The organism is Micromonospora sp. PTRAS2 (assembly GCF_054052245.1).
In genome coordinates this window covers 412,360-432,353 of record NZ_JBSWBU010000002.1, presented here as the reverse complement: position 1 = coordinate 432,353, position 19,994 = coordinate 412,360, and the positions used below count along the sequence as shown (strand labels likewise).

At 73.7% G+C, this 19,994-nt stretch carries 13 protein-coding genes; 10 read left to right on the top strand and 3 right to left on the bottom strand.

The window, feature by feature from the left end; genetic code table 11:
• The first annotated feature begins 17 nt into the window (after positions 1-17).
• The 5 genes from ACVMYR_RS07830 to ACVMYR_RS07810 all read left to right on the top strand — a co-directional run bounded on the left by ACVMYR_RS07830 (position 18) and on the right by ACVMYR_RS07810 (position 7,689).
• Positions 18-860, top strand: coding sequence for a carbohydrate ABC transporter permease (locus ACVMYR_RS07830; protein WP_431892625.1), 843 nt, complete (start codon positions 18-20; stop codon positions 858-860).
• A complete protein-coding gene (locus ACVMYR_RS07825; protein WP_457121438.1) occupies positions 857-3,313 on the top strand; it encodes a glycoside hydrolase family 2 protein in 2,457 nt (818 codons plus the stop codon). The genes ACVMYR_RS07830 and ACVMYR_RS07825 overlap by 4 nt, the downstream gene beginning before the upstream one ends.
• A gap of 153 nt (positions 3,314-3,466) precedes the next feature.
• The gene (locus tag ACVMYR_RS07820) at positions 3,467-5,509 is read left to right on the top strand and encodes an FAD-dependent oxidoreductase (RefSeq protein WP_457121437.1); all 2,043 of its coding nucleotides are present in this window, start codon (positions 3,467-3,469) and stop codon (positions 5,507-5,509) included.
• 90 nt (positions 5,510-5,599) lie between these two features.
• A complete protein-coding gene (locus ACVMYR_RS07815) occupies positions 5,600-5,995 on the top strand; it encodes an ArsR/SmtB family transcription factor (protein ID WP_091274448.1) in 396 nt (131 codons plus the stop codon).
• On the top strand, positions 5,992-7,689 hold the full coding sequence (locus ACVMYR_RS07810) for a SulP family inorganic anion transporter (RefSeq protein ID WP_457121436.1): 1,698 nt from the start codon (positions 5,992-5,994) through the stop codon (positions 7,687-7,689). Before ACVMYR_RS07815 ends, ACVMYR_RS07810 begins: the two co-directional genes overlap by 4 nt.
• 563 nt (positions 7,690-8,252) lie before the next feature.
• Here the strand turns inward: ACVMYR_RS07810 and ilvD are convergent.
• Positions 8,253-10,100 carry a dihydroxy-acid dehydratase gene (ilvD, locus tag ACVMYR_RS07805; protein ID WP_457121435.1) on the bottom strand — a complete coding sequence of 616 codons (1,848 nt, stop codon included), beginning with the start codon at positions 10,098-10,100 and terminating at the stop codon, positions 8,253-8,255.
• Between the two features lie 111 nt (positions 10,101-10,211).
• Between ilvD and ACVMYR_RS07800 the strand changes: the two genes are divergently transcribed.
• The 5 genes from ACVMYR_RS07800 (at position 10,212) to serA (ending at position 18,177) form a co-directional block, all read left to right on the top strand.
• Positions 10,212-12,638 carry a putative bifunctional diguanylate cyclase/phosphodiesterase gene (locus ACVMYR_RS07800; RefSeq protein WP_457121434.1) on the top strand — a complete coding sequence of 809 codons (2,427 nt, stop codon included), beginning with the start codon at positions 10,212-10,214 and terminating at the stop codon, positions 12,636-12,638.
• A gap of 193 nt (positions 12,639-12,831) precedes the next feature.
• On the top strand, positions 12,832-14,712 hold the full coding sequence (locus ACVMYR_RS07795; RefSeq protein ID WP_077936572.1) for an acetolactate synthase large subunit: 1,881 nt from the start codon (positions 12,832-12,834) through the stop codon (positions 14,710-14,712).
• Positions 14,713-14,714: 2 nt separating this feature from the next.
• Complete coding sequence (gene ilvN / locus ACVMYR_RS07790) at positions 14,715-15,230, top strand: acetolactate synthase small subunit (RefSeq protein WP_043962263.1); 516 nt, start codon at positions 14,715-14,717, stop codon at positions 15,228-15,230.
• A gap of 68 nt (positions 15,231-15,298) precedes the next feature.
• A complete protein-coding gene (ilvC, locus tag ACVMYR_RS07785; RefSeq protein WP_043962264.1) occupies positions 15,299-16,312 on the top strand; it encodes a ketol-acid reductoisomerase in 1,014 nt (337 codons plus the stop codon).
• Between the two features lie 266 nt (positions 16,313-16,578).
• A complete protein-coding gene (gene serA / locus ACVMYR_RS07780; protein ID WP_043962265.1) occupies positions 16,579-18,177 on the top strand; it encodes a phosphoglycerate dehydrogenase in 1,599 nt (532 codons plus the stop codon).
• Between the two features lie 138 nt (positions 18,178-18,315).
• Here the strand turns inward: serA and ACVMYR_RS07775 are convergent, their stop codons facing one another.
• The gene (locus ACVMYR_RS07775) at positions 18,316-18,672 is read right to left on the bottom strand and encodes a hypothetical protein (protein WP_176734050.1); all 357 of its coding nucleotides are present in this window, start codon (positions 18,670-18,672) and stop codon (positions 18,316-18,318) included.
• A 348-nt stretch (positions 18,673-19,020) separates the two neighbouring features.
• The gene (locus ACVMYR_RS07770; protein ID WP_457121433.1) at positions 19,021-19,896 is read right to left on the bottom strand and encodes an FAD:protein FMN transferase; all 876 of its coding nucleotides are present in this window, start codon (positions 19,894-19,896) and stop codon (positions 19,021-19,023) included.
• Positions 19,897-19,994: the final 98 nt, after the last annotated feature.

The following is a 19,994-nucleotide window of genomic DNA, read 5'->3' as shown; positions in this document are numbered from 1 at the left end:
GCCGCCGGGCCCGGCTGATGGGCCGCGCCCCGCAGGACACCCCGGCGGGCCTCGGGACGTACCTGCTGCTGGCCGTGACGATCCTGTTCTCGGTCTTCCCGCTGTACTGGATGTTCGTCATCGCCACCAGCGACGACGAGGCCCTCGCGAAGATCCCCCCGGCGGTCGTGCCCGGCAACCAGCTCCTGGTCAACCTGGAGGAGGTCTTCTCCCTCCAGGACGTCTTCTTCGCCGCCGGCCTGATCAACAGCTTCATCGTCTCCACCGTGGTCACCGCCTCGGTGCTGTTCTTCTGCTCGCTGGCCGGGTTCGCGTTCGCCAAGCTGCGCTTCAAGGGCAGCGGCTGGCTGATGCTGTTCGTGGTGCTCACCCTCACCGTGCCCAACCAGCTCGGCATCGTGGCGCTCTACATCGTGATGGGCAAGCTCGGCTGGAACGGCACCCTGCTCGCCGTCATCGCGCCCGGCCTGGTCACCGCGTTCGGCGTGTTCTACATGCGGCAGTTCATCGTCAACTCCGTCCCCGACGAGCTGGTCGAGTCGGCGCGGGTGGACGGCGCGACCACCATGCGGATCTACTGGAGCATGGTGCTGCCGGCGATCCGGCCCGCCCTCGCGGTGCTCGGCCTGCTCACGTTCGTGGCCACCTGGAACGACTTCCAGTGGCCGCTGATCACGCTCAGCGGCACCGACTTCCCCACCTCGATGGTGGCCATCTCCGACCTGGCCAGCGGCAACTACGTGATCTACCGGCGGGTGCTGGCCGGCGCGTTCGTCGCCACGATCCCCCTGCTGGTCATGCTGTTCGTCGGCGGGCGTCAGATCGTCCGCGGAATCATGGAAGGCGCGGTGAAGTCGTGATCCGGCAATCGTTGCACGAGGGTTGGCTGCTGCGGGCCGTCGCCGGCGGCCAGGTGCCGCCGCAGGTGGCCGGCCGGTCGGTCCCGGCGACCGTGCCCGGCTGCGTGCACACCGACCTGCTCGCCGCCGGCCTGATTCCCGACCCGTACCTCGACGACAACGAGACGGCGCTGGCGTGGATCGGGCGCACCGACTGGGTCTACGAGACCACGTTCGACGCGCCGGCCGGCGACGCCGACCGGGTCGACCTGGTCTGCGCCGGCCTCGACACGGTCGCCACGCTCGCCGTCAACGGCGTCGAGGTCGGCCGCGCCGAGAACATGCACCGGGGCTACCGGTTCGCCGTGGCGGACGCGCTGCGGCCGGGGGCCAACACGCTGACCGTCCGGTTCGACTCGCCGTACCGCTACGCCGAGGCGCACCGGGACCGGCTCGGCGACCGGCCCAACGCGTACCCCGAGCCCTTCAACTTCATCCGCAAGACGGCCTGCAACTTCGGTTGGGACTGGGGGCCGACGGTCGTCACCGCCGGCATCTGGCAGGACATCGGCCTGCACGCCTGGTCCACGGCCCGGCTCGCGACGGTCCGGCCGCTGGTCACCGTCGCCGACGGCGTCGGCCGGGTCGAGGTGGTCGTCGAGGTCGAGCGCGCCGCCACCGCCGGGCAGGCCACCGCCGACGAGCCCGTCACCGTCCGCGCGACGGTGGCCGGGTCCGCCGCCGAGGCCGTCGTCGCGGCCGGGGAGCGCACGGCCGCGCTGACCGTCGAGGTCCGCGACCCCGCGCTGTGGTGGCCCCGGGGGTACGGGGACCAGCCGCTGCACCCCCTCGACGTGACCCTGCACGCCGCCGACGGCCGGGAGCTGGACGCCTGGTCCCGCCGGATCGGCTTCCGCACCGTGCGCCTGGACACCGCGCCCGACGCGCACGGCTCCGCGTTCACCCTGGTCGTCAACGACGTGCCGGTGTTCGCCCGGGGGGTCAACTGGATCCCCGACGACGCGTTCCCCGACCGGGTCACCCGGGCGCGGCTGGCACACCGCTTCGACCAGGCCGTCGGGGCGAACATCAACCTGCTGCGCGTCTGGGGCGGCGGCCGGTACGAGTCGGAGGACTTCTACGAGCTGGCCGACTCCCTCGGGCTGCTGGTGCAGCAGGACTTCCTGTTCGCCTGCGCCGCGTACCCGGAGGAGGAGCCGTTCCGCTCCGAGGTGGAGGCCGAGGCGCGCGAGCAGGTCACCCGGCTGGCCGCCCACCCGTCGCTGGTGCTGTGGACGGGCAACAACGAGAACATCTGGGCCTGGCACGACTGGGGCTGGCAGGAGCGCCTCGCCGGGCGTACCTGGGGCCGGGGCTACTACCTGGAGCTGCTGCCGGCGATCGTCGCCGAGCTGGACCCGACCCGCCCGTACTGGCCGGGCAGCCCCTGGTCGGGCACCGAGGACGTCCACCCCAACGACCCGGCGCGTGGCAGCATGCACATCTGGGACGTGTGGAACACCGACGACTACACGAAGTACCGCGAGTACGTGCCCCGGTTCGTCGCCGAGTTCGGCTACCAGGCGCCCCCGGCGTACGCGACGCTGCGCCGGGCCATCTCCGACGACCCGCTCGCCCCCGACTCGCCCGGGATGGCCCACCACCAGAAGGCCATCGACGGCGACGCGAAGCTCCAGCGGGGCCTGGACGCGCACCTGCCCCCGCCGGCCGACTTCGCCGAGTGGCACTACTTCACGCAGCTCAACCAGGCCCGCGCCATCCAGCTCGGGGTGGAGCACTTCCGCTCGCACCGGCCGGTGTGCATGGGCACCATCGTGTGGCAGCTCAACGACTGCTGGCCCGTCACCTCCTGGGCGGCCGTCGACGGCGACGGCCGGCGCAAACCCCTGTGGCACGCGCTGCGCCGCGCGTACGCCGACCGGCTGCTCACCGTCCAGCCCCGCGACGGCGGGCTGGCGCTGGTGGCCGTCAACGAGACCGGGCAGCCGTGGCGGGCCGCCGCCGCCGTCACCCGGGTCACGGCGGACGGCGAGCCGAGGGCGAAGTCGACGTACGACCTCGACGTGCCCGCGTACGCGACGGTGGAGCTGGCGCTGCCGGCGGACCTGGCCCGGCCGGAGCAGGCCCGGCGGGAGCTGCTGGTCGCCGAGGCCGACGGCGACGCCGGGCGGGCGTTCTGGTTCTTCGCCGAGGACCGCGACGCCGACTGGCCCGTGGCGGAATACGACGCCACGGTCGAGGAGGTCGACGGCGGGCAGCGGGTACGCGTCACCGCCCGCACGTTCCTGCGCGACCTGACCCTGTTCCCGGACCGGCTCGACCCGGCCGCCGAGGTCGACGAGGCCCTGGTGACGCTGCTGCCAGGGGAGTCGGCGACGTTCACGGTGCGGGCCCCGCGCCCGCTCGATGCGGCCGCCCTCACCGTGCGCCCCGTCCTGCGCACGGTGAATTGAAAGGAGGGGCCCCCTGTTAACGCTTTCTGTATAGGAAGGGGCCCCTCCAAACACCCCGCAGGCGCTTGACAGCGGCCGAGCGCATGCACGAGAGTCGATGCGTTCCCGAGGTGCGGCGGCGCGCGCCTTCCCCTTTCCCGAAGGGCCTGCGCGATGCCGCTCTCGTTCGACCGCCGCCACCTGCTGCGCCTCGGCGGCGCCACCCTCCTCGCCGCCCCCGCCACCGGCCTCGGCCTGCCAGTCCAGGCCGCCGCCGGCCCCGGCCTGCCCGCCCTCGCCGCCGCCACGGTCACCGCCGACCTGGTCGTCTACGGCGCGACCTCGGCGGGGATCATGGCCGCCGTGCAGATGCGCCGGCTGGGGCGCACCGCGCTGATCGTGGAGCCGGGCGGCCACGTCGGCGGGCTGACCACCGGCGGCCTCGGCTACACCGACAGCGGCACCAGCGCCGCCATCGGCGGCCTCGCCGGGGAGTTCTACCGCCGGGTCCACGCGAAGTACGCCGGCACGGCCGTCACCCCCACCTCGCCGATGCGGCTGGTCTTCGAGCCGCACGTCGCCGCCGCCGTCTTCGCCGACCTGCTCGCCGAGCACGCGATCCCGGTCTACCTCGACGCCCGGCTCGCCTCCGTGACCCGCGCCGGCGACCGGCTCACCGGCCTGGCCACCGACGACGGGCGGCTCTTCGCGGGCGGGATGTTCGTCGACGCCACCTACGAGGGCGACCTCATGGCGGCGGCCGGGGTGTCGTACGCGGTCGGCCGGGAGGCCAACTCGGTGTACGGCGAGACGATCAACGGGGTGCAGCTGCGCGGGGCGCACCAGTTCACCCTGCCCGTCGACCCGTACGTGGTGCCGGGCAACGCCGCGAGCGGCCTGCTCCCCGGCATCTCCGCCGCCCCCGTCGCGCCCAACGGCACCGGCGACGACCGGATCCAGGCGTACAACTTCCGGATGTGCCTCACCCGGGCCGCCGACCGGATCCCGTTCCCGAAGCCGGCCGGCTACGACCCGGCCGACTACGAGCTGCTGCTGCGCTACGTGCAGGCCGGCTACACCGGCCCGTTCTTCACCACCCAGAGCGTCGGCGGCGGCAAGACCGACTCCAACAACACCGGGGCGTTCTCCACCGACTTCATCGGGGCCAGCCACGGGTATCCGACGGCCACCTGGGCGCAGCGGCAGACGATGGTGGCCGAGCACCGGGCGTACCAGCAGGGTCTGCTGTGGTTCCTGGCCAACGACCCCCGGCTGCCGGCGTCGGTCCGGGCCGACACCGCCGCCTGGGGCCTGGCCGCCGACGAGTTCACCGCCACCGGCGGCTGGCCACCCCAGTTGTACGTCCGCGAGGCGCGGCGGATGCTCGCCGACTACGTGATGACGGAGCGGGACTGCCGGGGCGCGGTGCGGGTCGCCGACTCGGTCGGCCTGGCCAGCTACACGATGGACTCGCACAACTGCCAGCGGGTGGTGGTGAACGGGGTGGTGAAGAACGAGGGCGACGTGCAGGTGGGGGTGCCGGGGCCGTACCCGGTCAGCTACCGGTCGATCGTGCCCGCGCAGGGGCAGTGCGCCAACCTGTTCGTCCCGGTCTGCCTGGCGGCCAGCCACATCGCGTACGGCTCGATCCGGATGGAGCCGGTGTTCATGATCCTCGCGCAGTCCGCCGCGACGGCGGCGAAGCTGGCCCTGGACGCGGGCGTGCCGGCGCAGCGGGTCGACGTCGGCGCCCTCCAGGCCCGGCTGCGCGCCGACGGGCAGATCCTCACCTGGCCGCCCGTCACCGAGGGCGAGATCGTGGTCGACAACCGCTCGGTCGGGGTGACCCGGGGCGGGGTCTGGGTGGGCAGCACCCAGGTCGGCGGCTATTTCGGCACCGACTACGAGCACGACGGCAACACCGGCAAGGGCGTCAACCGGCTGCGGTTCACCCCGGCGCTGCCGGCCGCCGGCACGTGGACGGTTTACCTGCGCTGGACGGCCGATCCGAACCGGGCGAGCAACGTCCCGGTGGACGTGGCGCACGCCGGTGGCGTGACCACCCGCACGGTGGACCAGCGCGGCTCGGGCGGGCAGTGGGTGTCGCTCGGGGCGTACGAGTTCGCGGCGGGCTCGGCGGGCAGCGTGCTGATCCGCACGGAGGGCACCGACGGGTACGTGGTGGCCGACGCGGCCCGGTTCGTCCCGGTGGCCTGACCGGGGCGCGGGGTGTCCCGGCTCACGACTTGAAGACTTCTGCAAGTGGTAAAGTCTTCACGTATGGGTCGTCGAGCCGGGAGTCCCCAGGTGTCCGTGCCGCTGTACCAGGCCAAGGCCGAGCTGTTCCGCACCCTCGGGCACCCCGTGCGCATCCGCGTGCTCGAACTGCTCCAGGACGGGCCGAAGCCCGTCCGCGACCTGCTCGCCGTCATCGACGTCGAGGCGTCCAACCTCTCCCAGCAGCTCGCCGTGCTGCGCCGCGCCGGCATGGTCGCCTCCCACCGCGACGGCCCGCTGGTCATGTACTCCCTCAGCACCCCCGACGTGGCCGACCTGCTGGCCGCTGGGCGGCGCATCCTCGGCGCGGTCCTCACCGACCGCGACGCCCTCCTCGACGAGCTGCGCGCCGACGCCGTGCCGACTGCCGGCCCGGCTCCGGCCGCCAGCGGGGAGACCGGCTCGCGGCCCGGTGCGGGCCGGTGAGCGCCGCCACAGCCGCGACAGCCGCCACTGCCGCGACCGCCGCCGTCCGCGACCGCGTCCTCGGCCTGCTGCCCGGCCGCGCCGACTGGCACGCCGTACGCCGCTCGCCCCGCCGCGACCTGCTCGCCGGCCTCACCGTCGCGATCGTCGCCCTGCCGCTGGCCCTCGCCTTCGGCGTCACCTCCGGGCTCGGCGCGCAGGCGGGGCTGGTCACCGCCGTCGTCGCCGGTGCCGTGGCCGCCGTCTTCGGCGGCTCCAACCTCCAGGTCTCCGGCCCCACCGGCGCGATGACCGTGGTGCTGGTGCCCGTGGTGCAGCAGTTCGGCCCGGCCGGGGTGCTGATGGTCGGCGCGATGGCCGGCCTCGTGCTGATCGCCCTCGCGCTGGCCCGCCTCGGCCGGTACGTCCGCTACCTGCCCACCCCCGTCATCGAGGGCTTCACCGCCGGCATCGCCGTGGTCATCGCCCTGCAACAGGTGCCCGCCGCGCTGGGCGTCACCGACGCGCACGGCGACCGGGTGTGGGCGGTGGCCGCCGACGCGGTCGCCCGGTTCGTCGTACACCCCCGGCCGGCGGCCCTCGCGGTGGCCCTCGGCGTCGCGGCGCTGATGCTGCTCGGTGGCCGCTGGCGGCCCGGCGTGCCGTTCTCCCTGCTCGGGGTCGCCGCCGCGACGATCCTCGCGGAGACCGCGCCGGTCGACCTGGTCCGCATCGGCGCGCTGCCGCAGGGGCTGCCCGCGCCGTCGCTGGGCTTCCTCGACCCCGGTGCCGTCGGCGTGCTGCTGCCCTCCGCGCTCGCCGTCGCCGCCCTCGCCGCCCTGGAGAGCCTGCTGTCGGCCACCGTCGCCGACGGCATGACCGTCGGCGAGCGGCACGACCCCGACAAGGAGCTGTTCGGGCAGGGGCTGGCCAACCTCGCCTCCCCGCTGTTCGGCGGCATCCCCGCCACCGCCGCCATCGCCCGCACCGCCGTGAACGTGCGCGCCGGGGCGTCGTCGAAGCTGGCCGCGCTGACCCACGCCGTCGCGCTCGCCGCGATCGTGCTCGCCGCCGCGCCGCTCGTCGGCCGCATCCCCCTCGCGGCGCTCGCCGGGGTGCTGCTCGCCACCACCGTACGGATGGTCGAGGCCGCCTCGCTCCTGGCGCTGGCGCGCGCCACCCGGGGCGACGCGCTGGTGCTCGTGCTCACCTTCGCCGTCACCGTGATCTGGGACCTCGTGACCGCCGTGGCCGTCGGCATCGCCGTCGCGATCGTCATCGCGCTGCGCGCGGTGGCCCGCAGCGCCAGGCTGGAGCAGGTGCCCCTCGACCGGGGCGAGCACAGCGCCGAGGAGCACGCGCTGCTCGACGAGCACATCGTGGCGTACCGGCTGGACGGGCCGCTCTTCTTCGCCGCCGCGCACACCTTCCTGCTCCAGCTCTCCGACGTCGCCGACGTGCGGGTGGTCATCCTGCGGATGTCCCGGGTGTCGGCGCTGGACGCCACCGGGGCACACGTGCTGGGCGACGCCATCCGGCGGCTGCGCGGCCGGGGGATCACCGTGCTGCTCTCCGGCATCACCCCCGGCCACGACCAGGTTCTCGCCACGCTGGGGGTGGCCGACGAGCTGCGCCGCGACGGGCTGGTCTTCCCGGACACCCCGGCGGCCATCGCGTACGCCCGCGGCCTGCTCCGGGGCGCGCCCACCGCCTGAGCGCCGCGCCGCCTGAGCGGCGCGTCATGTCGGGGAGGTGGCGGTATCTCGCGTCCAGGACACCCCCATCTCCCCGACATGATGTTGATCAACCCTCGGGTAGTCGACGAACTGCACTGCCACGCCAGGCCCACGCCGGTCGCCGCCACCGTGGTCACCGCCGCGAGTGTGGCCACCGCCAACGACCTCGCCACCTGTCACCCAGGCGCGCGGCGAACCCTCCGCCGCACGAGCAGAGTCCTGAATCAGCCCCTGCCGTCACGATCCGTCGGGCGCGCTCCAGGGCGCTCGGCGAATCGAGTTGGGCGCGGAGCCCGAGCATGCGCAACGCCGTGATGAGCGGCAATGCCGCCGCGACCGTCGTCGTCGAGGCCGGCCAGCGGCCGGACGGTCGCTTCCACAAGTGTGGATCGTGGACAGTTGCCGTTCGCTGCGTGCGGGAACTGTCCACGATCGGCCACGGCCGACGTGCCGCAGGCACCCGGGCCTGCCCGGGCGGGGAACGCCGGGTGGTGAGAAGGGGCCCCTTCTATACGCCAGGCGTTAACAAGGGGCCCTTCCTTCTACTCCGGGACGCGGCGGTAGGCGCCGTCGCTGGCCGACGTGGCCATCGACGCGTACGCGCGCAGCGCCGCTGACACCGGGCGCTGCCGGTCGGCCGGCGTGTACGGCTTGGGGCGCTTCTCCTGTGCGATGCGCCGCGCCTCCAGCACGTCCGCGGGCACGTTCAGCTCGATGGACCGGCCCGGGATGTCGATGACGATCTCGTCGCCGGGCTCGACCAGGGCGATGAGGCCGCCGGAGGCCGCCTCGGGGGAGACGTGCCCGATGGACAGCCCGGAGGTGCCGCCGGAGAACCGGCCGTCGGTGAGCAGCGCGCAGGAGCGGCCCAGCCCCCGCCCCTTGAGGAACGAGGTCGGGTAGAGCATCTCCTGCATGCCGGGGCCGCCCTTCGGGCCCTCGTAGCGGATCACCACCACGTCGCCGGCGACGATCTCCTTGGCCAGGATCGCCGTGACGGCGTCGTCCTGCGACTCGTAGACCTTGGCCGGGCCGCGGAAGGTCAGGCACTCCTCGGGCACGCCGGCGGTCTTCACCACGCACCCGTCCGGGGCGAGGTTGCCGTGCAGGATGGCCAGCCCGCCGTCGGCGCTGTACGCGTGCTCGCGGTCCCGCACGCAGCCGCTGGCCGCGTCGGTGTCCAGCGTCGACCAGCGGTTGGTGGTGGAGAACGGCTCGGTGGTGCGCACCCCGCCGGGGGCGGCGTGGAACAGCTCGATCGCCTCCGGGGTGGCGGAGCCGCCGCGCACGTCCCAGTCGGCGAGCCACCGGGCGAGGGTGGGGGAGTGCACGGAGTGCACGTCGCGGTGCAGCAGCCCGGCGCGGTCCAGCTCGCCGAGGATGGCGGGGATGCCGCCGGCGCGGTGCACGTCCTCCATGTGGTAGTTCGGGGAGTTCGGCGCGACCTTGGCCAGGCAGGGCACCCGGCGGGAGACGGCGTCGATGTCGGCGACGGAGAAGTCCAGCTCGGCCTCTCTCGCGGCGGCGAGCAGGTGCAGGATCGTGTTGGTGGACCCGCCCATGGCCACGTCGAGCGCGACGGCGTTCTCGAACGCGGCCCGGCTGGCGATCTGCCGGGGCAGCACGGAGGCGTCGTCGCCGTCGTACCACCGCTTGGCGATCTCCACGACGGTGCGCCCGGCCTCGACGAACAGCGACCGGCGGGCGGCGTGGGTGGCCAGCGTCGAACCGTTGCCGGGCAGGGCCAGGCCGATGGCCTCGGTGAGGCAGTTCATCGAGTTGGCGGTGAACATGCCGGAGCAGGAGCCGCACGTCGGGCAGGCGGACCGCTCGATCTCGCCGAGCTGGTCGTCGGTGACCGCCTCGTTGGACGAGGCGATCATCGCGTCGATCAGGTCGATCTTGGAGTGGACGATCCCCTCGATCGCCACCGTCTTGCCGGCCTCCATGGGGCCGCCGGAGACGAAGACGGTGGGGATGTCGAGCCGCAGCGCGGCCAGCAGCATGCCCGGGGTGATCTTGTCGCAGTTGGAGATGCAGACCAGGGCGTCGGCGCAGTGCGCGTTGACCATGTATTCGACGGCGTCGGCGATCAGCTCGCGGCTGGGCAGCGAGTAGAGCATGCCGCCGTGGCCCATGGCGATGCCGTCGTCCACGGCGATGGTGTTGAACTCGCGGCCGACCCCGCCGGCCTCCGCGACCGCGTCGGCGACGAGGCCGCCGAGGTCCTTGAGGTGTACGTGGCCGGGGACGAACTGGGTGAAACTGTTGGCGATGGCGACGATCGGCTTGCCGAAGTCGTCGTCGGTCATCCCGGTGGCCCGCCAGAGGGCCCGGGCGCCGGCCATCGTCCGACCGTGGGTGGAGGTCCTCGACCGCAGCTCAGGCATGGGTACCAGTCTTGCACCGCCGGAGGGGCAACCGCCGGGGCGCGGCCCCGTGTCCCAACAGATGCACACCCGGCCCCCCATGGGCGGCGGGCATCCGGCACAGTTGGGAGCGTGTACTTCCCCCCGGGCATGATCGCCGTCGTGGTGCTGAGCGGCCTCGTCGCCGCCGGCGCGACCGCCCTGTTGGTCGCCTCCGCCCGGCGGGGCGGCCGCCGGTGCGGGCGGGCCGCCGGGCTGGTCGCCGTGGCGGGGGGCTTCGCGGTGGCCGGCCTCGCGGTCGGGCTGGCCGTGGCGCTGACCGGCGAACACCTGGCCCACCGGCAGGGGCAGCGCACCGGCTGGGCCACGCTGGTCTCCGCCGGGGTCGCGGCGAGCGCGCTCGCCTTCGGCGCGGGCCTGCTGCGGCTGCCCGGCGCGGGGGCGACCCGCGCGGCGACGGCCCGCCTCATCCTCGACAGCGTGACGATGGCCACCGCGCTCTGGTTCGTGGGCTGGGTGCTCTTCTCCGAGCCGACCCGGCTGCTCGGCGCCGCCACCCCGATGGCCTGCGCGCCGATCCTGCTGGCCACCGTCAGCGTCGCGCTCACCGCCGGGCTCACCCTGATCGTGCTCCTGCGCGCCGCCCGGCCCCGCCGCCGGTTGGCCCTGCTCGGCACCGGGATCACGGCGGTGACCTCCGGCGGGCTCGGCATCGCCGGCGGGCTCTGCCAGGCCGTGCCGGGCATGGTGCTGGCCGGCGCCGCGCTGCTGGCGGCGGGGCTGTTGACCGCCGCGCTGGTCGTGCGCCGGGCCGACCCGCCGGGGCAGCTCGACGTCGACCTGATCGGCTCCGACGGCGCGTACGCCTTCGTCCCGATGGGCGCGATGGCCGCCTCCGCGATGTACCACCTGATCCAGGGCGGCCGGTTCGACGCGCTGGGCATCGTCGCCGGCAGCCTGGAGGGCTTCGCCCTGGTGGCCCGGCAATACCTGGCCCTGCACGACGTGCGCCGCTACGCGGGCCGGCTTGCCGAGCGGGAGGCGCACTTCCGCGAGCTGGCGCACACCGACCCGCTGACCGGCCTGGCCAACCGGCGGGGGCTGCTGCGCGCCCTGCACCAGGCCACCGGCTCCGGCGACCCGTGCGTGCTGCTCGGGCTGGACCTGGACGGCTTCAAGAACGTCAACGACATGCGCGGGCACGACGTGGGCGACGAGGTGCTGGCGGAGGTGGGCCGGCGGCTGCGCGGCAACCTGCGCCCCGACGACCTGGCCGCCCGGCTCGGCGGGGACGAGTTCGCGGTGCTCGTGCCGGGCCGCCCGGTCGAGGCGGGGCGGATCGCCGAGCGGCTGCTGGGGGTGCTCGGCGACCCGTACGACCAGCCGGGCGGGCCGGTCTTCCTGTCGGTGAGCATCGGGGTGGCCGGGCTGCCCGACGAGCCGGACACGGAGCTGCTGCTGCGCCACGCCGACCTGGCCCTGCGCTATGCCAAGCAACGCGGCAAGAACCGGATCGAGCACTACGACGGCGCGTACGACAAGTTGCTGCGCCGCCGCACGACGCTGGAGCACGAGCTGCGCGGGGCGATCGAGCGCGACGAGCTGCGGCTGGTCTTCCAGCCGGTGGCGTCGCTGCCGTCGGTGCGCCCGGTGGGGGCGGAGGCGCTGCTGCGCTGGCACCACCCGGAGCTGGGCCACGTGCGCCCGGACGAGTTCATCCCGCTGGCCGAGGAGTGCGGGATGATCGCCAAACTCGGCGCGTGGGTGCTGCACCAGGCGTGCTACCAGCTCTCCCGTTGGCTGGCCGACGGGCACGACGTCTGGGTGTCGGTGAACGTCTCGCCCCGGGAGCTGCACGCCCCGGAGTACGTGGTCCAGGTCGCCGACGCGCTGCGCGCCCACCACGTGCCGCCGCAGCGGCTGGTGCTGGAGGTCACCGAGCACGCCGTCGCCACCGACCTCGACGAGCTGATCCGGCGGCTGACCGCGCTGCGGCGCACCGGCGTCCGGATCGCCCTCGACGACTTCGGCGCGGGATATTCGTCACTCGGCCAGCTGCGCCGGCTGCCGATCGACATCCTCAAGATCGATCACGGGCTGGTGGCCGAGCACGAGCCGGTCCGTCCGGCTGGCGCGGACGGGCCGCCCTTCGCCCCGATGGTGGACATCGTGATGCGCCTGGGGCACCAGCTCGGGCTGGAGGTGATCGCCGAGGGGGTGACCAATCCCACCGAGCTGGCCGCCGTGGTCGCCGCCGGCTGCCGGTTCGGCCAGGGCGCGCTCTTCGGTTGGGGGGTGCCGGCCGAGCACCTGGAGGCGATGCTGGAGGCCGCGACGTCGCCCGGGGCCCGCCGGTCCCCGGCCCCGCCGGCCCCGGTGCGGCCGGCGCGCCTGCCCGCGCAGCGCGCCGACTGGGACGGGCCCGCCCCGCGGGCCGACTGGGACGGGTCCGCGCAGCTCGCGGGGGGTGCGGGCGGCGCGTCGGGGCAGGACGCGCCGACGTCCGTTAACCAAAATGTGGGATCAGTTGACTCATCGCGTGAGATGCGGCAGGCTTGACCGCATGTCGTCGAACCGGTCTCCGCGAGTACTTACCTGAGCGCACTCTCCGTCGTCGAGAGTGCGCTGGCCCCGTGCATGTCTGCACGAGGGCCGTTTTTATTGCCATCGGACCCATCGCATCGGTGCGGGCACCCGCCCGCGTCGCACGCTTGCAGAGCACCAGCCACTCCAGCCGAAGGCCTGAACCGCAATGACGAGACCCACGCCAGAGACACTCGCCCACTCCGCCCGCCGGGCCCGCGCCGGTGCCGAGCCCGCGACCGACGCCGCGGCGACCGGCCGCGCCGCCGCCGTCCCGGCCGCCCCGGCCGTACGGCAGCCCGAGCCGGTCCAGCTCTCCGGGGCCGGTTCCCTCGTGCGGTCCCTTGAGGCGCTCGGCGTCGACGTCGTGTTCGGCATCCCGGGCGGGGCGATCCTGCCGGCGTACGACCCGCTCTACGACTCCACGGTGCGGCACATCCTGGTCCGGCACGAGCAGGGCGCCGGCCACGCCGCCACCGGTTACGCCCAGGCCACCGGCCGGGTCGGCGTCTGCATGGCCACCTCCGGCCCGGGCGCGACGAACCTGGTCACCCCGATCGCCGACGCGTACATGGACTCGGTGCCGATGGTGGCGATCACCGGCCAGGTCGCGCGGCCGTCGATCGGCACGGACGCCTTCCAGGAGGCGGACATCCAGGGCATCACCCTGCCGATCACCAAGCACAACTTCCTGGTCCAGACGGCCGAGGAGATCCCGCGGGTGCTCGCCGAGGCGTTCCACCTGGCCTCGACGGGCCGCCCCGGCCCGGTGCTGGTCGACATCCCCAAGGACGTCCTGCAGGCGCAGACCACCTTCTCCTGGCCGCCGACGCTGGACCTGCCCGGCTACCGGCCGACCCTGCACCCGCACGGCAAGCAGATCCGGGAGGCGGCCCGGCTGATGACCAGCGCCCGCCGGCCGGTGCTGTACGTCGGCGGCGGCGTGCTCAAGGCCGGGGCCACCGAGGGGCTGCGCCGGCTGGCGGAGCTGACCGGCATCCCGGTGGTCACCACGCTGATGGCGCTCGGGGCGTTCCCCGACTCGCACCGGCAGCACCTGGGCATGCCCGGCATGCACGGCACCGTGGCGGCCGTCTACGGCCTGCAGAAGGCCGACCTGATCGTGGCGCTGGGGGCCCGGTTCGACGACCGGGTGACCGGCAAGCTGGACTCCTTCGCCCCGGACGCGACGATCGTGCACGCCGACATCGACCCGGCCGAGATCGGCAAGAACCGGCACGCGGACGTGCCGATCGTCGGCGACGCGAAGCACGTGATCGAGGAGCTGATCGCGGCGGTCACCACCGAGCGGGCCGCCGGCCGACCGGCCGACCTGGGCGACTGGTGGACCCAGCTCGACGACCTGCGCGAGCGTTACCCGCTGGGCTACGAGGAGCCGGCCGACGGCACCCTCTCCCCGCAGTACGTGATCGAGCGGCTCGGCAAGATCGCCGGCCCGGACGCGGTCTACGTGGCCGGCGTCGGGCAGCACCAGATGTGGGCGTCGCAGTTCATCTCGTACGAGAAGCCGGGCACCTGGCTCAACTCCGGTGGCCTCGGCACGATGGGCTACGCGGTCCCGGCCGCGATGGGGGCCAAGGTCGGGCGGCCGGACACGGTGGTCTGGGCGATCGACGGCGACGGCTGCTTCCAGATGACCAACCAGGAGCTGGCCACCTGCGCGCTGGAGGGCATCCCGGTCAAGATCGCCGTGATCAACAACGGTAACCTCGGCATGGTCCGGCAGTGGCAGACGCTGTTCTACAACGAGCGCTACTCCAACACCGAGCTGGGCACCCACAAGCACCGCATCCCCGACTTCGTCAAGCTCGGCGAGGCCCTCGGCTGCGTCGGCCTGCGCTGCGAGAACGCCGCCGACGTCGACAAGACCATCGAGGCCGCGATGGCGATCAACGACGCCCCCGTCGTGATCGACTTCGTGGTCGGCAAGGACGCGATGGTGTGGCCGATGGTGGCCGCCGGCACCAGCAACGACGAGATCATGTTCGCCCGCGGCGTCCGCCCGGCCTTCGACGAGGACGACATCTAACCATGACGATGCACACGCTTTCCGTGCTGGTGGAGAACAAGCCGGGCGTCCTGGCCCGGGTCTCCGGGCTGTTCTCCCGGCGCGGCTTCAACATCGACAGCCTCGCCGTCGGCGAGACCGAGAACCCGGACGTCTCGCGGATCACCATCGTGGTCAACGCCGAGTCGTCCCCGCTGGAGCAGGTCACCAAGCAGCTCAACAAGCTGGTCAACGTGCTCAAGATCGTCGAGCTGGACCCGCAGGTCTCGGTCGCCCGGGAGCTGCTGCTGGTCAAGGTCCGCGCCGACCGCGCGGCACGCAGCCAGGTGCTGGAGACGGTCAACCTGTTCCGCGCCCGGGTCGTCGACGTCGCGCCCGACACGCTGACGATCGAGGCCACCGGCACCCCCGACAAGCTGGACGCGCTGCTGCGCGACCTCGAACCGTACGGAATCAAGGAGATGGTCCAGTCCGGGACGGTGGCGATCGGGCGCGGCTCGCGCTCGATCACCGCGGGCCCGGCCCTGCGGGCCGCCTGATTCCCCGCACCACCGACCGCACAAGCCACGACGGGCCATACCCGGGCCGCCGTACGAAAGGGAAGTCAATGAGCGTTGAGGTGTACTACGACGACGATGCCGACCTCGGCCTGATCCAGGCCAAGAAGGTCGCGGTGATCGGGTACGGCAGCCAGGGCCACGCCCACGCGCTGTCGCTGCGCGACTCCGGCGTCGACGTGGTGATCGGCCTGCCGGCGGGCTCGAAGAGCCGGCCCAAGGCCGAGGAGCAGGGCCTGCGGGTGCTCACCCCGGCGGAGGCCGCGGCCGAGGCCGACGTGATCATGATCCTGGCCCCGGACACCGCGCAGCGCGGCCTCTACACCGAGGCGATCGCCCCGAACCTGGCCCCGGGCAAGGCGCTCTTCTTCGGCCACGGCTTCAACATCCGGTACGACCTGATCAAGCCCCCGGCCGACGTGGACGTGGCGATGGTCGCCCCGAAGGGCCCGGGTCACCTGGTCCGCCGTCAGTACGTCGACGGCAAGGGCGTGCCCTGCCTCGTCGCCGTCGAGCAGGACGCCAGTGGCACCGCGTTCGCCCTGGCCCTGGCGTACGCCAAGGGCATCGGCGGCACCCGGGCGGGCGCGATCAAGACCACCTTCAAGGAGGAGACGGAGACCGACCTGTTCGGCGAGCAGGCGGTCCTCTGCGGCGGCGCGGCGGCGCTGGTGCAGACCGGCTTCGAGGTGCTCACCGAGGCGGGCTACGCCCCGGAGATCGCCTACTTCGAGTGCCTGCACGAGCTGAAGCTGATCGTCGACCTGATGTACGAGGGCGGCATCGCCCGGATGCGCTACAGCGTCTCCGACACCGCCGAGTACGGCGACCTGTCCCGGGGCCCGCGCGTCGTCGACGCCCGGGTCAAGGAGGAGATGCGCAAGATCCTGTCCGAGGTGCAGTCGGGCGAGTTCGCCCGCGAGTGGATCGCCGAGGACGACAACGGCCGCCCCAACTTCGCCAAGTGGCGGGCCGAGGGCGCGGCGCACCCGATCGAGGCGACCGGCCAGAAGCTGCGGTCCATGATGAGCTGGGTCGACCGGCCGATCACCGAGACCGCCTGAGCACTGCCCGCACCGCGGCGACCCGCCCGACGCTCTCCCCGGCGTCGGGCGGGTCGCCGTGTCATTTCACCCAGCCTTAACACCCTTGACATGTCGGGTTTGTGAGGGCACTCACCCCAGCGTCCGGGGCACGCCGGGCGGCCCGCGCCCTACGATCGCGGGTAGGTGCGTAGCCGGCACCTGACGGCCATGGCACGAACCAGCGCAGGGCGCAGCGCGGCGCCCCGTCGCCCCGGCCGACCGCCATACGACCTCTACGAGGACCGATGAATCCTGTCGTACTGATCGCCGAAGAACTCGCCCCCGCCGCCATCGAGGTGCTCGCCCACGACTTCGACGTCCGTCACGTCGACGGCACCGACCGCCCGGCCCTGCTCTCCGCGCTCTCCGAGGCCGACGCGGTGATCGTGCGCAGCGCCACGCAGATCGACGCCGAGGCGATCGCCGCCGCCCCGCGGCTGAAGGTGGTCGCCCGGGCCGGTGTGGGCCTGGACAACGTCGAGGTGCCGGCCGCCACCGCGCGGGGCGTCATGGTCGTCAACGCCCCCACCTCCAACATCGTCTCCGCCGCCGAGCAGGCCGTCGCGCTGCTGCTCGCCGTGGCCCGCAACACCGCCAGCGCCAGCGCCGCGCTCAAGGCCGGCGAGTGGAAGCGGTCCAAGTACACCGGCGTCGAGGTGCAGGGCAAGACCGTCGGCGTCGTCGGCCTCGGCCGCATCGGGGTGCTTTTCGCGTCCCGGATGGCCGCCTTCGGCACCCGGCTGATCGCGTACGACCCCTACATCCAGCCGGCCCGCGCCGCCCAGCTCGGCGTGCGCCTGGTCGGGCTGGAGGAGCTGCTGCGGGAGAGCGACTTCATCTCGATCCACCTGCCGAAGACCCCGGAGACCGTGGGCCTGATCGGCGAGAAGGAGCTGGCGATCGTCAAGCCGGGCGTGCGGATCGTCAACGCCGCCCGGGGCGGGCTGGTCGACGAGCAGGCCCTGGCCGACGCGATCGCCGAGGGCCGCGTCGGCGGCGCGGGCGTCGACGTGTACGCCAAGGAGCCGTGCACCTCCTCGCCGCTGTTCGCCTTCGACAACGTGGTGGCCACCCCGCACCTGGGCGCGTCCACCGCCGAGGCGCAGGACAAGGCCGGCCTCGCCGTGGCCAAGAGCGTGAAGCTGGCCCTGCAGGGCGAGTTCGTGCCGGACGCGGTCAACGTCCAGGCCGGCGGCGTCGTCGCCGAGGACATCCGCCCGCTGCTGCCGCTGGCCGAGAAGCTGGGCCGCGCGTTCACCGCCGTGGCCGGCGGGGTGGCCGCCAGCGTCACCGTCGAGGTGCGCGGCGCGGCCGTCGCCCACGACGTGTCGGTGCTCAAGCTCGCCGCGACCAAGGGGCTGTTCAGCTCGGTGGTCGAGGAGCAGGTCACCTACGTCAACGCGCCGCACCTGGCCGCCGAGCGGGGCGTCGAGGTCAACCTGGCCAGCCAGGCCGAGACGACCGACCACCCGACCCTGGTGACGGTCCGCGGCGCGCTGCCCGACGGCCGCACCGTCAGCGTCTCCGGCACGGTCGCCGCGGCGGGCGCCCGCGACGTGCTGAAGCTGACCGAGGTGGACGGCTTCGACGTGGAGATCGGCGCGGAGGGCATCCTGCTCTTCCTGCGCTACGTGGACCGCCCGGGCGTGGTCGGCACCGTCGGCACGCTGCTCGGCGAGGCCGGCATCAACATCGCCGCCATGCAGGTGGCCCGCCGGGAGGCCGGCGGCGAGACCCTGATGACCCTCACGGTCGACCAGGCCCTCGGCGCCGACCTGCTCACCTCGGCGGCCGACTCGATCGGCGCGACCTCGGCCAGCGCCGCCGACCTGCGCGACGAGTAGTAGCATCCGTCCATCGTGGACCGTCGCGCACGGTCCACCTGGGACGACCGCGGGGCCCGGCCGAATCGGCCGGGCCCCGCGTCGTGTCGTACCGCGTCGGATCAGATCGTGTCGGGTCGGTTCAGCGGACGGGCCGGTTCAGCGCCGGGTGCGCGCGGGCGGCGGATAGACCGAACCGTCCTGGTAGTCGAAGAGCATCAGGTCGTACTCGCCGGCCAGCCGCTCGATGTCGAGCAGCACCTGGTCCTCGCAGGCGGGGTTGAGGTTCATCTCGATGTGGTCGTTCGCCGCGTGCAGCGGCGCGACCTCCCACGGGGTACCCGGGCCGGCCGGCCGGTCGGGATACCTGGCCGTGATCGCCCGGTAGAAGGCGACGACCCGCGGGTCCGGGTAACGTTCGCCGTGCTGCCCCTGCCGGCACCGTTGCACCGCTGCCCGCACGTCCGCGGGCGTGGCCCCGTCCGGGAGGGCCCACACGCTCAGATCGAAACTCACGGCGGACAGCGTGCCATCTTGTGGCCGGGAAGTCACCGCGACCCCACCGCAGGTCAACCGCGAATGTTCCGACCGTCCCCCGGAGACGGTCCGCTGTGGAGACTCTTGCGTCGAGTTGCGTCGATTCGCTAGCGTACTCGTGCGGTCACTGGCTGAGTTCGGTCGTCGGCCCGTCTTCGGGTGGCGTGGTCTGACCTCGGGCCCGGCCGGTCCCGCACCCCTCGATTGCGCGAGCCACGCGCACTCGTCGCTGATCGGCCCCCACGGTCGTTGCCGAGACCGTGGGGGCCGATCGCCGACCACCCGGCGGCCGGGATGCGAAGGCCGGCCGGTGCGGATGGCGTGCGCTCAGCGCCGGCGGTGGGCGAACAGCGCCCGGTAGTCCGATCCGTTGCGGAACCAGGCCAGTCCCGCGGGGCCGGCGGCGTAGAGCGCGGTGGCGTAGGCGTCGGCCACCGCCAGGTCCGGGCCGATCACCGTGGCCGCGTCGAGCTGGTCGGCCGGCTCCCCGGTGTGCGGGTCGACCACGTGGCCCCGCCGGCCGGTCACCCCGGAGGTCCCCACCGCACCGGCCGTCATCTCCAGCGCCAGCGGGGCGCGCCGGGGGTCGGTCGGGTGGTGCACCGCCACCCGCCACGGGCCGCCGTGCGGGGCGTGGCCGCGCACGACGAGGTCGGCGCCGGTGAGCACGGCGTAGTCGTGGATGCCGGCGGCGCGCAGCCGGGCCGCGGCCCGCTCCACCGCCCAGCCGCCGAGCAGGCCGCCTGGGTCGAAGCCGCCGGGCACCGCCCACGCGTCGAACCAGCCGTCGGTGGCCGCCCGCATCGCGGCGCACCGGTCGACCAGGTCGGCCAGCGGCGCGTACGACTCGGGGCTGATCTCTCCCCGGCGCAGCCGGGAGACCAGGCTGTCGGGGCGGGTCGGGCCGTAGGTGAGGTCGACGGCGCGCAGTTCGGCGACGGCGTCGGCCAGCGCCGCGCCGACCCCGCGCCGGCCCAGCCAGCTCGGGGCGTTGAGCAGCAGCGAGTATTCGGCGGTGCCGGTCCGGACGGTGTGCTGCACGGCGATCCGGTCGACGGCGGTGCCGCCGGCGGCGTCGAGGCGGTGGCTGCGGGTGCCCAGCCGCAGGTCGGGGCGGCGGCTGGCGAAGGCGGTCTGGTCGACCCAGCGGGTGCGCGGCTGCTGGTCGACCCAGCGCTGCCGGGGTTGCTCGTCGATGCGCATCGCTGCCGCTCCTTCGCTGACGGCGCCGCAGCACCGCGGCGACCACCCGTCCGGGCCCCCGTGACCCGTTCGCCACCGACCCTACGCAGGGAAGTTGA